At 43.7% G+C, this 15587-nt stretch carries 15 protein-coding genes; 7 read left to right on the forward strand and 8 right to left on the reverse strand.

Annotation, left to right across the window (positions count from 1 at the left end; translation table 11 throughout):
- Positions 1-810: putative solute-binding protein (locus A3762_RS05500; protein WP_068754445.1), on the reverse strand; the 810-nt coding region annotated here is incomplete at its 3' end.
- 193 nt (positions 811-1003) lie between these two features.
- On the opposite strand from A3762_RS05500, the gene A3762_RS05505 reads away from it, so the two are divergent.
- The 5 genes from A3762_RS05505 (at position 1004) to ung (ending at position 6340) form a co-directional block, all read left to right on the forward strand.
- Positions 1004-1804: a PhzF family phenazine biosynthesis protein gene (locus tag A3762_RS05505; RefSeq protein ID WP_068754447.1), complete on the forward strand. Its 801-nt coding sequence runs from the start codon at positions 1004-1006 to the stop codon at positions 1802-1804.
- Positions 1805-2037: 233 nt separating this feature from the next.
- Positions 2038-2862, forward strand: a complete 825-nt coding sequence (locus A3762_RS05510; protein ID WP_082868956.1) for an alpha/beta hydrolase — start codon at positions 2038-2040, stop codon at positions 2860-2862.
- A 90-nt stretch (positions 2863-2952) separates the two neighbouring features.
- A protein-coding gene (gene prfB / locus A3762_RS05515; RefSeq protein ID WP_156493262.1) for a peptide chain release factor 2 occupies positions 2953-4051 on the forward strand; the annotation gives its coding sequence in 2 pieces (ribosomal slippage) (positions 2953-3027 and positions 3029-4051; 1098 coding nt in all).
- Positions 4052-4069: 18 nt separating this feature from the next.
- Positions 4070-5638 (forward strand): lysine--tRNA ligase, encoded by a 1569-nt coding sequence (gene lysS, locus A3762_RS05520; protein ID WP_068502493.1) that lies wholly within the window; start codon positions 4070-4072, stop codon positions 5636-5638.
- A gap of 9 nt (positions 5639-5647) precedes the next feature.
- The gene (gene ung, locus A3762_RS05525; RefSeq protein ID WP_068502488.1) at positions 5648-6340 is read left to right on the forward strand and encodes a uracil-DNA glycosylase; all 693 of its coding nucleotides are present in this window, start codon (positions 5648-5650) and stop codon (positions 6338-6340) included.
- A gap of 38 nt (positions 6341-6378) precedes the next feature.
- Here the strand turns inward: ung and A3762_RS05530 are convergent, their stop codons facing one another.
- From A3762_RS05530 to A3762_RS05545, 4 genes are all read right to left on the reverse strand, one after another.
- Positions 6379-7212 carry an HDOD domain-containing protein gene (locus A3762_RS05530; RefSeq protein ID WP_068480897.1) on the reverse strand — a complete coding sequence of 278 codons (834 nt, stop codon included), beginning with the start codon at positions 7210-7212 and terminating at the stop codon, positions 6379-6381.
- Between the two features lie 85 nt (positions 7213-7297).
- On the reverse strand, positions 7298-8161 hold the full coding sequence (locus tag A3762_RS05535; protein ID WP_068499913.1) for a folate-binding protein YgfZ: 864 nt from the start codon (positions 8159-8161) through the stop codon (positions 7298-7300).
- Complete coding sequence (locus tag A3762_RS05540; protein WP_156493198.1) at positions 8158-8604, reverse strand: hypothetical protein; 447 nt, start codon at positions 8602-8604, stop codon at positions 8158-8160. Before A3762_RS05540 ends, A3762_RS05535 begins: the two co-directional genes overlap by 4 nt.
- A complete protein-coding gene (locus A3762_RS05545; RefSeq protein ID WP_068500121.1) occupies positions 8588-8872 on the reverse strand; it encodes a succinate dehydrogenase assembly factor 2 in 285 nt (94 codons plus the stop codon). The genes A3762_RS05540 and A3762_RS05545 overlap by 17 nt, the downstream gene beginning before the upstream one ends.
- Positions 8873-9397: 525 nt before the next feature.
- Here A3762_RS05545 and A3762_RS05555 point away from each other — a divergent pair.
- The gene (locus A3762_RS05555) at positions 9398-9667 is read left to right on the forward strand and encodes a GIY-YIG nuclease family protein (protein ID WP_231876733.1); all 270 of its coding nucleotides are present in this window, start codon (positions 9398-9400) and stop codon (positions 9665-9667) included.
- Between the two features lies 1 nt (position 9668).
- Here A3762_RS05555 and A3762_RS05560 read toward each other — a convergent pair whose 3' ends face one another.
- Together A3762_RS05560 and miaA are read right to left on the reverse strand one after the other, a co-directional pair.
- Positions 9669-10892 carry an NADH:flavin oxidoreductase/NADH oxidase family protein gene (locus A3762_RS05560; protein WP_068502478.1) on the reverse strand — a complete coding sequence of 408 codons (1224 nt, stop codon included), beginning with the start codon at positions 10890-10892 and terminating at the stop codon, positions 9669-9671.
- An 83-nt stretch (positions 10893-10975) separates the two neighbouring features.
- Entirely contained in the window at positions 10976-11896 is a 921-nt protein-coding gene (gene miaA / locus A3762_RS05565; RefSeq protein WP_068502475.1) for a tRNA (adenosine(37)-N6)-dimethylallyltransferase MiaA, read from the reverse strand.
- Between the two features lie 151 nt (positions 11897-12047).
- On the opposite strand from miaA, the gene A3762_RS05570 reads away from it, so the two are divergent.
- Entirely contained in the window at positions 12048-13097 is a 1050-nt protein-coding gene (locus tag A3762_RS05570; protein WP_156493263.1) for a putative solute-binding protein, read from the forward strand.
- A 52-nt stretch (positions 13098-13149) separates the two neighbouring features.
- On the opposite strand, the gene A3762_RS05575 is transcribed toward A3762_RS05570, so the two are convergent.
- Entirely contained in the window at positions 13150-15495 is a 2346-nt protein-coding gene (locus A3762_RS05575; RefSeq protein ID WP_068502474.1) for an RND family transporter, read from the reverse strand.
- Positions 15496-15587: the final 92 nt, after the last annotated feature.

Below are 15587 nucleotides of genomic sequence, written 5' to 3' on the forward strand. Positions count from 1 at the left end.
TTCTCGCATGGCTTGATCACGTGCTTTTTGCGCAAATCCTTCAGGAAACTTTTCCCATCGCGCAACGACTTGCATGGTGATGAACAAAAATGGCTCTTCGTATATACCGCCATTTGGTTCCAAGCCTTTATGCATTTCAAATGGCTCGTATACGATTGCGGGAGCAGCGGTAAGGTCGACACTTCCGTTATTGAACTTTAAGATCGAATTGAAAATGGTTGAGCTAACTGGCGTGATGCCGTGTTTCTTTGATAAATAAGCAGACTCAGGTATGTCATCTAGTACTGCCATTCTTTTACCAGCGAAGTCACCAGGAAGGAGAATTGTTCTGTCGCGTGTAAACATGAAAATTGCGCCAGCAGGACCGATCGCAAAAATCTCATACTCACCATTACGCATAAGTTTGGAAGCTTTCTTTGAAGAAAGAGATTTAAGGACAATGCCCATAGCTTCGTAACTTGGGATTGCTCCAATCGCACCGAGACTTCCTGTTAAGGAGTTAAACTCCCGAGCACGAAAGCCCAGCATATTTACTGCGTCACAGCGCCCTAATTTGAATTCTTCAATCGCAATGCGCTCGTCCTCATAGACCACATAACTGAGGTCAACGCCCCAGTTCGCGGCATGAATCTTAGCTTCGGCCATGATCTGGCCGACAGGGCCCGCTTTGCCGATAGGATCCCAAACACAGGCGAGAATAGGGACTAAGTTTGTGGCTTTTCCGCCTACCGTTTGATTAGCCGTAAGGGCAGTACTGGTGAGCGAGATACTTATGAAAATGAGAGTAAGGACTGCTTTCTTAAAAATCATATTGATGGCACTTTTTATTTTGATCAGGTGAAGTGTACTGAGCGTAGGAAGCGGTGTCGTGGATTGCCGCACAAAACCTGAAAAACATCCCTAAATCTGTACTGCTTATACTGCCTTAAAGGTGTATTGATACTCTACGCCTATTCATTGCTAGGATAATGTTTTATTCGGCCAAGCAAGGAGAGGTATTTTGATGAACATTGATATTTATCAAGTAGATGCATTTACTGATACGATTTTTAAAGGAAATCCTGCTGCAGTCATTCCTTTAGATGCGCCTATCGATGAAGTGCTCATGCAGTCTATTGCCGCCGAGAACAATCTTGCTGAAACAGCATTTTTTTACCCCATTGATGGTGGGTATCACTTGCGATGGTTTACTCCGACTGCAGAAGTCCCCCTGTGCGGGCACGCCACGCTCGCAAGCGCCTTCGTTGTCTTTAAGTTCCTAAAGCCTGAACGAAATAGTATCCGCTTTAATTCAGCGAGTGGTTGGCTAGTCGTTAACAAACGAGCATCGGATCTCGAGTTAGATTTTCCTTTGATTTCCTATGACTCCATAGATTTGCCTGAGTCAGTGCGCAGGGCTTTGGGGGGTAATGTTATTGAAGCGTATCGAACAGAAGGTGACTCTAATTATCTTGTCGTGTTGGAAAGTGAGGCAGCGGTACAATCGATAGATCCCGATATTCGAGCATTGAAAGACGCGGCAGAGGTTGGCGTCATCGTAACTGCACGTAGCGATATATCTAATGTTGATTTTGTTTCTAGATATTTTGCGCCAGCAATGGGAATAGATGAAGATCCAGTCACAGGATCAATTCATTGTGTGCTAACGCCTTATTGGTCAGAGCGTTTGAACAAAAAAACGCTTCAGGCTAAACAGCTATCGGAGCGGCAAGGTGAGCTTGAATGTGAATTGCGCGAAAGCCGAGTTTTGATTCGAGGGAAGACGACACTCTTTATGAAGGGCGCGCTGCATTTGGATATTTAGCGTTTATTGGTATTAGCCTTTCACTTACTCTTTACATGGTTCATGTATAAATTTCTATTGTGGACGGCATTCTGTCTTAAGTGGCCAAGCTTATTAAACGGTATTGGCAAATGGAATGCCTGAGAGTAGGATTTATGCCGCTTTGCGTATTGCTTGAAGCGCAGCTACGATTTAAACGCGGCGATTAAGGAAACAATAATAAGAAACGATAAGGGATTTATCACTGAGAGTAGATGACCATGGTTTACCTTGAAGATCAAATTGCCGCTCAAGACGGCCTTCAGCTAAATGTTTATCGATGGATGCCTGAACAGCCTGCTCACGCTGCTTTAGTTATCTCTCACGGTTGGAGTGAGCATGCAGCGCGTTATCATGAATTAGCGACATGGTTTACTCAGCAAGGATTTGAAGTGCATGCTCTAGATCATCGGGGGCATGGTAAGTCTGAAGGCAAGCGCGGTCATGTTGATGCATGGACAGATTACACGCGAGATCTCGAAACCTTGCGTCAAACCATTTCGCACGAATATCAATACATTCTCGGACACTCAATGGGGGGTATGATTGCTGCGCTTCACTTACTTGAATATCCAAACCGCTTTAATGCCGCTGCCCTGAGTGGTCCAGCAGCAGATGTATCCTACAAAGTTCCTGTTCTTAAAAAGCTCATCGGTAAGATTATGAGTGCTTGGTACCCAAGCTTGGCGCTTAAAAATAAGGTTGACCCTAATATTGTCTGTGGAAATCCAGACGTTGTACGAGCTTATATGAATGACCCGTTAAATCACGGTCTCGTATCGGCGCGATGGTTTAGTGATTATCTACAGCAGATCGAACGCCTTAAAAAAGAAGCGGCTAGTATTCGAGTGCCTGTTGCTATCTGGCATGGCGAGAAAGATGAGTTGGTGGCTCCATGGGTCGGTAAACAGTTGCACGAAGGTCTTCAATGCTCGGGCAAGCAATTTCATACCGTTGAAAACGCCTTGCACGAAATTCTATTCGAGCAGAATTGGCAGTCTTTGGCTGGCGATATGAAAGTCTGGTTAGAGCAGTATTAAATTCACAATCACAGGCCGCTATGTATTGGCGGTAATCGTAGCAAAAGTGTAGAATACGCGCCTTTTTACGATTGCCCTCAAGGACTGTGAATGCTTGAAGTAAATCCTATTGTTCAGAAGATTAAAGAAATGCTCGAGCGTGTTGTAACGCTTAGGGGGTATCTTTGACTTCGATACCAAAAATGAGCGCTTAGTTGAAGTTACGCGCGAGCTAGAAGATCCTGCTGTCTGGGACAATCCCGAAAATGCGCAAGCGCTTGGTAAAGAGCGTTCAAGTCTCGAAGCTGTTGTCACTACCATCGAAGATTTAGAAAGCGGATTGAATGACTGCCAAGACCTATTAGATATGGCGGTTGAAGAGCAAGACGAGGACGCTGTGAACGACGTTCAAAGTGAAATCGAAAGCTTAGAAGAAAAGCTAGCTACTCTTGAGTTCCGTCGTATGTTCTCTGGCGAAATGGATCCCAATAACGCGTACTTAGATATTCAATCTGGTTCGGGCGGTACTGAAGCACAAGATTGGGCATCGATGATTATGCGCATGTATTTGCGTTGGGGTGAGCAAAAAGGGTTTAAAACTGAGTTAGTTGAAGTGTCTGATGGAGAGGTCGCAGGTATTAAAAGTGCGACCATTCAATTCACAGGTGAATATGCTTTCGGCTGGCTCAGAACAGAAACAGGTGTGCATCGCCTAGTTCGTAAATCACCTTTTGATTCGGGAAATCGTCGCCATACTTCATTTGCTTCTGTGTTCGTCTCCCCAGAGATTGATGACAATGTCGACATTGAAATTAACCCAGCAGATTTGCGTATCGATACATATCGATCAAGTGGTGCGGGTGGTCAGCACGTCAACACGACGGATTCAGCGATTCGTATCACGCACGAACCTTCGGGTATTGTTGTTCAGTGTCAAAATCAGCGTTCACAGCATCAGAACAAAGACAAGGCCATGCAACAGTTGCGTGCCAAACTCTATGAACTTGAGATGATGAAGCGTAGTGAAGCAGCACAAGCCTTAGAAGAGAGCAAATCGGATATCGGCTGGGGAAGCCAAATCCGTTCTTATGTACTAGATTCTTCTCGTATTAAAGATTTACGTAGCAATGTCGAAACTAGCAACTGCAATGCAGTGTTAGATGGCGATTTAGATCAGTTTATTGAAGCTAGCCTCAAGCTAGGATTGTAATTTTATTCGGAACCAAACATGTCGAACGATGTAAAGTCAGAGCAAAGCCTATCTATTGAAGATGAAAACAAGTTGATCGCAGAGCGAAAAGCGAAACTTGAGCAGTTGCGTGAAGGTAGTAAATCGAACGGTCACCCCAATGACCACCGTCGTGAGAACTTAGCGGGTGATTTGCAAGCGCAGTATGGTGATAAGAGTAAAGAAGAGCTTGTTGAGTTAGCTATCCCTGTTGCTGTTGCCGGGCGCGTTATGCGTCGTGGTGGCCCGTTTGTAGGCATTCAAGACGTATCTGGCTCAATCCAGAGTTATGTGGGCAAGCCTATCCAGAAAGAATCGAAAGATTGGGCCAACCTAGATCTTGGCGATATTGTTGGAGCAACCGGCACGCTGAGTAAATCAGGTAAGGGTGACTTATATGTTGAAGTTACTGATGTCGCTAACTTCCGTATTTTGACGAAATCTTTGCGTCCTCTGCCTGATAAATATCATGGCTTAGCGGATCAAGAAACAAAGTATCGTCAGCGTTATGTTGATTTGATTGCTAACGAAGATACGCGCAACACCTTCATGATTCGTTCGAAGATCGTGAGTGCTATTCGCAATTACTTAGCTGAAAAAGACTTCATGGAAGTTGAAACACCAATGCTTCAGGTGATTCCAGGTGGTGCGACGGCTAAGCCATTTGAAACGCACCACAATGCTTTAGATATCGACATGTTTTTGCGTATCGCGCCAGAGCTATATTTGAAGCGTTTAGTTGTTGGCGGTTTTGATCGTGTGTTTGAAATTAACCGTAATTTCCGTAATGAGGGGCTGTCAACGCGACATAATCCTGAGTTCACAATGATCGAATTCTATCAGGCGTATGCTGATTACCACGATTTGATGGATATTACCGAAGATATGCTGCGCACTGTTGCTTTACAGGTATTAGGTACTACCGATATCAAGAGCACGAAGAAAGATGCAGATGGCAATGTGGTTGAAGAGACTTTATATGATTTCAATCAGCCGTTTACACGCATGACCATGGCTGAGGCTGTGTTGAAGTACAACCCTGATTTTGACGCTGCGGTGATCAATAACCCTGAGTCGAATATTGATCAAATGAAGGCCTATGCGAAGCAAGTTGGTGTGCCTGATTCACCTCAGCAAGCGACGTGGGGCGCAGGAAAATACTTGTGCGAGATCTTTGAAGAGACTGCTGAAGAGAAACTTGATCAGCCAACATTTATCACCGCGTACCCTTGGGAAGTTTCGCCTTTGGCACGCCGTAATGACGATAACCCATTCGTCACTGATCGATTCGAATTCTTCGTTGGTGGCCGTGAATTAGCGAATGGCTTCTCAGAGTTAAACGACGCGGAAGATCAAAAGCAACGTTTCTTAAAGCAAGTTGAAGAGAAAGATGCGGGTGATGATGAAGCGATGCACTTTGATGCTGATTACATTACGGCACTTGAGTATGGTTTGCCGCCAACCGCTGGTGAGGGTATTGGTATTGACCGCTTAGTGATGCTGTTTACTGATTCGCCAAGTATTCGTGATGTTATATTATTCCCGCACATGAAGCCGCAAGGTGCGTAACTCATTGCAATGATGATCAAGGAAGAAGATTTATCAGCGTCTTGGAAGACGATAATAGGGGAGCAATTTACGCTCCCCTATATGCGTGAGCTAGATTCTTTTCTTGATTCAGAGCTCGCCGCTGGAAAAACTATTTATCCCGCATCAGATCTTCTTTTTAGTGCCTTAAATGCAACTGATTTTGAAGATGTTCGCGTTATCATTTTAGGGCAAGACCCTTATCATGGGCCAAATCAGGCACATGGTCTGAGCTTTTCTGTTCAGCCTGGTGTAAAAATTCCACCTTCTCTGATGAACATTTATAAAGAGCTTGAAACCGACATTGGATGTCCGATTCCGATGCATGGTTATCTACAAGAATGGGCAGAGCAGGGTGTTTTATTATTGAATGCTGTTTTGACGGTAGAGCAGGCGAACGCAAATGCGCATCAAGGAAAGGGGTGGGAGCAGTTTACAGATGCGATTATCCGCAAACTAAATGATGAACGAGAGAACCTCGTGTTTATATTATGGGGTAGCTACGCTCAGAAAAAAGGGCAGTTCATTGATACGTCGAAACACTGCGTATTAACGTCAGTGCATCCTTCACCATTATCTGCGCATCGAGGTTTTTTTGGGAGTCAGCCTTTTTCAAAGGCTAATCGGTATTTAGAGGAAAATGGGGTTTATCAAATTGATTGGAATCTGCCGTTCTTTCTATAAATTAGAAGGGCAGACTCCGGTTGCTGTGAAAGCGAAAGCTACATACTTAGAAGAGCCATTGCTGCTTCCATTTCTGCATTTAAATCTTCATCTTCATGTTCAGGGTCAGGATTAATCCCAACGCGCTCAAAGGCCGATACTTGGTGATAGTCCATCTCAGTGTAGTGATGATCTGTGCCGTTATAGCTTTGAAGTAAAGACACCATAACAAGATCTGCATAATCAACTTGCGCAACGGTACGCGTGAAGTTTGTGCACTCTTTCGGAACGATCGCAAGCTCTGCCGGGAACGACCATTTAGTAAGGATTTTGTCACCGACGAGGGGCTGAAGCTCATCTAATAGGTTATCTAAAATAACGCTATTGATCTGAATATCGTTGTCTTCGACAAACTTTAAAACAGGCAGAGCGCCAATCGAATGAATCAATCCAGCTAGAGTTGCTTGGCCAGGTTGAAGATGTTTGTGCTGGCGAGCGAGTACGGTACACATGCCTGCAACTTCGGTACTTTTTTCCCAGATCTCGCGCATACGTTTATCGATCATATCTGAGGTGGCTTGGAACATCTGCTGCATAGCCAAACCCATTGCCAAGCTACTTGTGTACGACATTCCTAGTCGACTAACAGCCATGTTCAGGTTAGAGATTTCGTTATTGCCGCGAAATAGTGGGCTGTTGCTCACCTTAATGATTCGAGCAGAGAGTGCTGCGTCTTTTTCAACAACGTCAATCAGATCGCCGATACCAGAGTCTTCTTGTTCTGTCACTTCACGCACGTTAAGCGCAACCTCGGGTAGTGACGGTAAAATTAGGCGATCATCATCGATAGCTTTGGTAATGGCTTCGACGATCTTACTTGCGAGTTCAGACATGCTTACACTTACCTCAAAAACTAATAACTTTTAGATATACGTAAGTGTAGAGCAGAATTACAATAAAGCGTGTAAATTACTGTTTTTAGTTAGGATTGTAATGTAATTCGAATAACTCAGCTTTTACAGATTGATTCGAATTTAGATAAGCGACGTTACTGTCTTTTACTCGCTCGATATCGCAAACAGCTAGGCCTAAGGTATCGTTTTCATTCGTATGAACGCGAACAATCTCTCCTAGTTTTTTACCAGCTTCATCAAAAATATTTTCTCCGGGAAGTAGGCTTGCAGATTGCCCAGATTGAAAGCGATACATACGCTTCTTCGCTTTCCCAAGAAATTTCATACGCGCGATAATTTCTTGCCCGGTGTAGCATCCTTTTTTGAAACTCACCGCACCTAAGTCTTGAAGATTCAGATTTTGAAGAATAAATGTCTCGATGGTTTCAGGATATAGTTCTGGGATTCCAGATAGGCAGTCCTGCTTATACCACTCGTTGAGTAAATTAGGGTCTAAGGTAATTGGCGCGTCTGCCTCATTCAGTTGCCATAGTTCTTGTCGTTGTGCGTCGACTTGGCGAGTAAGACCGAAATTCGTGTTTTGCAGCACGTGTTCATCTTTTAAATTCGACTCGTCGAAAACGCCAAACACTTTTGCATGTTCAAGCGTTTCGATCTCGCATTTAAAAAAGACTTTGTATTTACTCAAAGTATCGACGCCTTGTTGGCGAACGCTTTCATGTACTTTTATCAAAAAACCGTCTTCGATTCTGGCGATGACGAACAACCAATACATGCGCCCTTTGGCGCTGTTAGCTGTGCCATAGGTGCATTGAAGCGGTGCTAGTTCAGTTACGTCGCAACTAAATTGGCCCTGCAAAAATTTCTCAGCATCTGGGCCGCTTACTTTGATTAATGAATAGGGGAGTTGTACACCTGTCTGTATCATTTTGTCGCTATCGTTGAAGTTGTTTGTGAAAGTTCTTTGTTATGCCGATCGTGAACGTATAGTCTGCGATGGTGATCTTTTTTACTGCTCGTTAGAGGGCTCAAGCAAATGATGTATTTCGCACCGCTATTAGTGGCTAGTACCAGAATCGCAAAGGCGTGCGTGAGCCAAACTGAGCTATGAATCGAGATTGGTAAGTAGTGTCCATCGCGACGATAAAGGAGTTTTTTCCCCTCAATCATGAGAGCATTGTTGTGTGCGTGAGATTTGAAAACCGAGTAAGTTAAATAAGCATTAGTCCCTATGGCGATGCATGCAGCACCTGCACTAAATAATGAGGCTTCTGCGATTATCAACATAGCTAGTGCCACGATGCTAGGTAAGGTTAATATACCCAGCATTGCGTAGGACTGTTTAATGGTGATATTAACTTGGTTGAACACGATCCAATATCATTTTTACCATGTAAGCATGGTCTGCATTGTCCGGTACGCTCTTTTGCATGAACCACTGGAAGAGCTCAGTGTCTTCGCATGTTAAGAGGTCTTCGTATTTTGCTTTATCTTCTTCAGATAGATCTTTGTAGACTTCCTTCAAAAAGGGAACCAACAACACATCTAGCTCGAGCATCCCTCGGCGGCTATGCCAAAACAGACGATTGAACTTAATCGTTTCTGGGCAATCTTGCTGAGTATTGGCTTGGTTTGACATAAGGCTATCTCTAACTGTAAAGAGTCGAATTATAAGAATGCTCGCGCGCACTAACAAGCATCATGAGCGATGATTATAATTTTATTTCTATACGGTGGCCGAGGTGTTCAGAGATTCATTATTCACTAAAAATATTTAGAATCCCACCGACTCCATTTTCGATCAATTCAGTGATTAAAAATGGGATGATCAGGCCTGCTATCAAAGACCAATAAATTGAAAAAAGAAGAGGGTTTTCTGGTTGTTTAAATGTTGGCCAAACATGTAAGTAAAACAAACACTGATAAGCTAGTAGGCCTAATGCGAGTATAGCTAGACCTAAACCGATGATTGGAAATGTATTGGATGCAAACCACATCAACAATGACAAAACTAATGTTATGGTGATTGAAAGATTTTTAGGTCTGATGAGTTTATCGTTTCGAAACATAAGTAATGCAATATGCGATGGCTGAGTACGACGGATTATATGTAAAATCTGCCTAGTGTTTTATATGTTTTGTTGATTAGATGTGGATGAATGTCGTGGAACAGCGCTGGTATGTTTATATGGTTGAGACTGAGTGCGGTGTCCTTTATACCGGAATCTCAACAGATATTGATCGCCGTTTCTCAGAACATTGCGCTGTATCTAATGGTGGAAAGCAGGGTGCTAAGTTCTTTAGAGGCAAAGTTGCGAAGGCTGTCGTATACCGTGAACAGTGCCTGAATCGAAGCGAGGCATCGAAACGAGAATATGTAATTAAAAAATTAAGCGCCGCTAAAAAAAGAGCTTTGATTAACGGCGCAGACTGACTTAAGCGCGTCTTTTCTTAAATGCGTGTCTACCCACCGAAAATAGTGTTTGGCCTACGGTAGACCATGCATTCAAACTCGGTTTAGGAAGTTTTCCATCACCCATTCTCGCGAGTTGGAATTCGTACCATGTGATCGAAAGCATGGCCATTTGATCCACACTTTTTACGCCCGTTGTAGGTTCTTTCCAGTCGATTCTATATGAGGCGTCATCTAATAGTTTTTGTCCGACTTTAGGGTCGATCGCAAGTGGACGCGCTAGCCCGATCATGTCACAAGCGTTTTGATCGAGAGCATGTTGCATTGCTTCTGCTGAACGGAATCCTCCGGTTACGACAAGTGGTACGTTTACTTTGTCGCGGATTGATTCTGCGAACTCTAGAAAATATGCTTCTCTTTTTTGCGTACTTTCTGCGATTTTGTGGCCCATCATTTTAGGACTTTCGTAGGTGCCACCAGAGATTTCAATTAGATCAATGTTCAGTTCACCAAGTCGAGAAATAACCTGCATGGCTTCTTCATGACTGAACCCGCCTTTTGAATAATCGGCTGAGTTGAGTTTAATACCTACTGGGAAATCATCGCCGACTGCTTTTCTTATTGCGGAGTAAACGCTTTCAACAAAGCGCATGCGATTTTTTAATGATCCGCCCCATTTGTCCTTCCGTTGATTGTGGTGGGGGGAGAGGAACTGACTAACCAAATAGCCATGTGCGCCATGGATCTGTATGCCATCAAATCCTGCTTCTTTAGCGAGTCGCGCGCTGGTCGCAAACGCATCAATAATGTGGTTGATCTCATTATCGTGCAAAGCGCGGGGGCAATTGAAAGATGCTTGCAGTGCGCCTCCTAGAGGAATCGCTGATGGCGCAACAGGCTCTTTGCTTAGGAATTTAGGTATTTGTTTACCTGGATGATTTAACTGCATCCATACTTGAGTACCGTTCTTTTTTGCGGCTGTAGCCCAGGCTCTAAAAGCTGCGAGGTCACTTTGTTCATCTAATACAACGTTCTTAGGCTCACCTAAAGCGGTTCTGTCTATCATGACGTTGCCCGTGACAAGTAAACCTGTGCCTCCTAATGACCATGCTTCATATAACTTAGATAGACGTTTATCAGGATTATGTTGCTTGTCGCCAAGCTGTTCGCTCATGGCAGACTTGAACAAACGATTTTTTATTTCAGGCTTATTGTTTGGACTAAATGGGCTATTTAATGCAGGCATACATCATACTCGTACTTTGATTTTATTAGCGAGCGAGCAGGATACTTAGTTCTATTTGCGAGCGATAGAGCACGGCCGTATTTCTAAATGTTTTTCAGAAATGAACTAACTATCTTTGAGCCTTGATCAAAGAGAGAGTTTTGTGTGTCCAGCCAATGGATTTTTACGCCTTTCTTCTCGATATTGCGAAACCACTTTTCCTGTTGTTTCGCAAACTGATGAATAGCGCTGCGTAGCTTTTGATGCATGTCGTTCAAGTTCATTTCTCCAAGTAGATGTTGAGAGATAAACCGATACTCTAAGCCGTAATGCTCAAGTGCTTCGTGTGAGACACCATCTTGAATAAGGTTTTCTACTTCTTCGATCATACCTTCTTCTAGGCGCGCCGATAGGCGCGCACTGATTCGTTCACGAGTCACTTCTCTTGGAAACTGCAGGCCTATAACGCAAGGCTCAAAATCGGGCCAATGTACGCATGGGCTACCAGATTTCTCTGCTAAAGCGATTTCTATTGCGCGAATGGTTCTGTCTTTATCAATTGAGTCGGTCTCGTTGTGAAGACTAGGGGATAATTCGTGAAGCTGGTGTATAAGCTGTTCGTGCGATTTTTCTTCTAATTCTGAACGCAGCTTTTTATCAATCGGGGCTGAGGTTAATGCATAACGCTGGAGTGTCGCATCCAAATACATTCCCGTTCCACCAACAAGAAAAGGCAATTTATTACGAGATATGACTTTTTCAAAAGCGGAAGAGAAGTCTTGCGCATACCGAAAGAGATTATATTCCTGGCCCGGCTCGGCAATATCAATGAGATGGTAAGGAAGATCACCGTATTCTTGAAGATCCTTCCCCGTTCCGATGTCCATACGACGAAAGACTTGTCTTGAATCTGCGGAGATAATTTCGCCATTAAATTGTTTGGCGAGCTCAATCCCTAAACGAGTTTTTCCATTTGCGGTAGGCCCAAGGATCACGATTAGAGGTGTTTTTTTTTGAATTTGCATGATCTTGTTCAAAGTTTGCGCAGAATGATTTGATGCTTGAGGAGTGCACTATTAATGTAGTGCCCCCTTGAAGCTTCGCAGCAATGTTAGCAGGCTTTATATGCATTTGTTGACCACTGTTTATTAAAATAACTCGGCAGTGGAACCAATAATGATAGCGGTTACATTTTCTATGAAAGCACGGACAAGCTTATATTCGCGCGATACAGTGATACGTTGTTTCGTAATAACGTTGTTACTTTCAGTATTTGCATCATCTGCACATGCACTTGAGCGTAAAGTGTTTTGTGTATGGGATCCTGTCGGCCGCAGTGGGCCTGTCATGGCGTTTTATTCAGATCTTATTCCTAAAGCGCAATCCTGGGGCTTAAGTATACGGTTCATCGCTTATACAGATGAAAAAATCGCAGCAAATGATTTCAAAGCGGGAAAGTGTGACGCCGTCTTGCTAAGCGCTATTCTATCGCGTCAGTTTGTAAAGTTTGGCGGAACGATGGATGCCATCGGTGCGATTAGCTCGCAGCGAGGTTTGGAAACTGTATTAAAAACCTTAGCCAGACCCAAAGCTGGAAGGTTAATGACTCAGGGAAAGTATGAGGTTGTCGCAACATTCCCTGTCGGCTCGATGTACGCTTTTGTGAATGATCGATCCATCAATAATATAGGTGATTTTTCTGGGCGTCGTATCTCTGTTTTGAATAACGATCCACAAGCTATGAAGTTTGCCAAACTTGCTGGAGCAACGCCCGTTGCAACGACCCTTTCTACTTTCGCTCCCATGTTTAATAACGGCAACATAGACATACTGCTTATGCCCGCGCTTGCGTATAACACCTTCGAGTTGTATCACGGTTTAGGAAAACGAGGTGGCATTATCGATTACCGATTGTATTACGGCATGTTGCAGACGGTGTCACGCAAAAGTGCGTTTCCTGACGATTTCGGATTTAAAATGCGTAAATATATTTTTACGCGTTTGAAAGCGATCGATAAATTGGTTAGTGATGCCGAGAAAGAAATACCGGCGAAATATTGGATTGGGGTCGATCAATTTACGAAAGATGATATTGACCACTTCAGTAAACGTGTTCGCTTGGCCTTGAAAGACGATAAGGTGAATCATCCAACAGCGCTTAAATTATTGTGGAAGATACGTTGTCGACAAGACCGAAGTCGTGGTGAATGTGTCAGACCAGAATAGCGAAGGAATAAAAACCAAAAAAATTAAAAGGCGCCAATTGGCGCCTTTTTTCTTATGATGCTTGCTGATTTACTGTGACAGCGTCATTGACGGCTTCTTTGTTTTGCATTGATGTTGTATGGGATTTATCGCCCTTATCAAGCCATAGAAGCATTGCAGGTAATGCGAAGAAATCAAAAATCAAAGCGAGTGTAATCGTGATCGCAGTGAAGATTCCCATGTATGCGTTCATATTAAAGTCTGATAAAGCAAGTACCATAAACCCTGCAACAAGTACGAATGTTGTTACCCATAGGGCGGTGCCTACCATGGTAAATGCATATCGAACGGCTTCTTCAGCGGTATAGTTTTTCTCTCTGCGAGCGCGTTGATATTTGCTAAGGAAGTGCACAGTATTGTCGATCACGATACCCAATATCATGCCAACACCACTTCCAATAGAGATGCCTACATCGCCTTGAAATAGTCCCCATATACCAAAGGTTGCGCCGATTGGTACGAGGTTAGGGATAATGCTTACAGCGCCTAATCGTAAGGAGCGTAAAACGATACACATCACGATGATGATAACGATTAAGGCATAGCATACGCCCATGATCATACTGTCGACATTGCGCTTTCCGATATGGGAAAACATCAAATTGGTGCTTGCTGCATAAAAAGATTCGATATCTGTATTATCTTCGAGCCATTGGCTAATTTCCTGCTCGAGGCGCAATGTAGTTCTGGTATCAACGTTTTCTAACGAGATTAATATTCGTGCAGAGGACTTATCGATATTCAACTGGTTGTTCAGGTCTAAGCCATAAGGAAGCGACATCTCATATAGCAACAGGTACTGTGCAGCTAATTCTTTGTCCTCAGGCAGCATGAAGAAGTCCTGATTATCGGCATGCATGTTTTTGTTTAAACGTTTGAATATCTCGGTGATGGTTTCGACATTTGTGACTTCTGGCTTTGATTTGAGCCATTGCGAGAACGACTCAACTTGTCTCAAGAATTCTGGTTGGCTAATACCGTTGCTTTCGCCTTGCTCCAGAGAAAAGGCAATATTGTAGATGCCAGTTAAATTGTCAGATGTGAATTCAGTGTCTGCACGGAACTCCACCGATTCCTTGAAGTAGGCGATAAAGTCATCGTTAATTTGATTTAGCGGAATTAAAGCGAACAAAACGACTGTGACAATGCCAGAGCCGATCAAAACGCCATTACGATTGTTGATGATGAAAGAGGCAAGTTTGTCCATACCCTTGCTTTGACGTGCTGCTTGCTTCTTCGTTGAAATTGGCATCACTGACATAAATGCAGGTAGGAAGAATACTGAGAAGAAGAGCGCCGCAATCACGCCCATTGCTACTGTGTTTCCTAGGTCTCTAAAGGGAGGGACTTCAGAGAAGTTCATCGTCATAAAGCCAAGAACAGTCGTTAGACTAGTGATAAATACTGGTTGGAAGTTGATACGAATACTTTCTTGCATCGCACTATGCTTTGGCATGCCTTGACGTAAGTTGTAGAGAAATGTGACGAGTATATGCACGCTGTCGGCAACGGCCATCGTGGTGATGATGACTGGCGCACTTGTTGTTGGGCCGGTAAGCACCCAACCTAGATGACCGAATAGCCCCATCGCTGTCAACGCAGAGAGAATGATGACAAGAATCGTCGCGACGGTTCCCGTGAATGATCTTAGAAGGAGCCATAAAGTCACGATAATGACGCACAACATGATTGGCATTAGTGATTTCATGTCAGCTTCAGAGGCCTCAGCAAAGGCGTTGCCAAGCATTGTTGTTCCGGTGATATAGACAGACAAGTTTGGATATTTTTCTTCAAAGTCAGCCACAATATTTCTTGCTGCGCTGACGACCTCTCGGGTTTCTGATTCGGATAGCTCGGGAAGCTGAATCGTCACATTTACTGCAGTGACATGCGCTTCTGGAGAGATTAATCGACGCACTAACAATGGCTCGTTTAGTGCAACGTTTTTGACATAATCAAGGTCAACGTCTTCAGGGAATTCAACCAAGTCTGCAACGATTAAGTCGTCTTCTTCGGCTTGGGTATGCTGGTAGTTTGTAATGGAATCAACGCGCGTTGAATATGGAAGTTGCCAGCTGCTTTCCGTCAGTTCTTGAATTGCAGAAAGAGTTTCTCTGCTGAAGACGATCCCATCTTCAGGCTCGACGACCAAAAGCACATTATCAGACTTCGAGTAGGTATTTTGAATGGTCTCGAAGGCTACCAGCTGTTCATTATCCGAAGAGAAAAAAACGCGATAGTTTGAGCTAAAGCTTATGTTAGTAAGACCTGAAGCGATGATGCCAACAATGACAAAAGTTGCGACGATGATTGCCCAGCGCCACTTAATAATACCCGCGGCAAGCTTGTCGGTAGTCATGATGAAGTCCTTAGTGAAGGTTGGGATTTACCCTGATTATTGTGATGCGAGCTAGTTTATTCCGAAATTATGCTCATAAAAAAGAACAATCT

The organism is Oleiphilus sp. HI0125, from assembly GCF_001635355.1.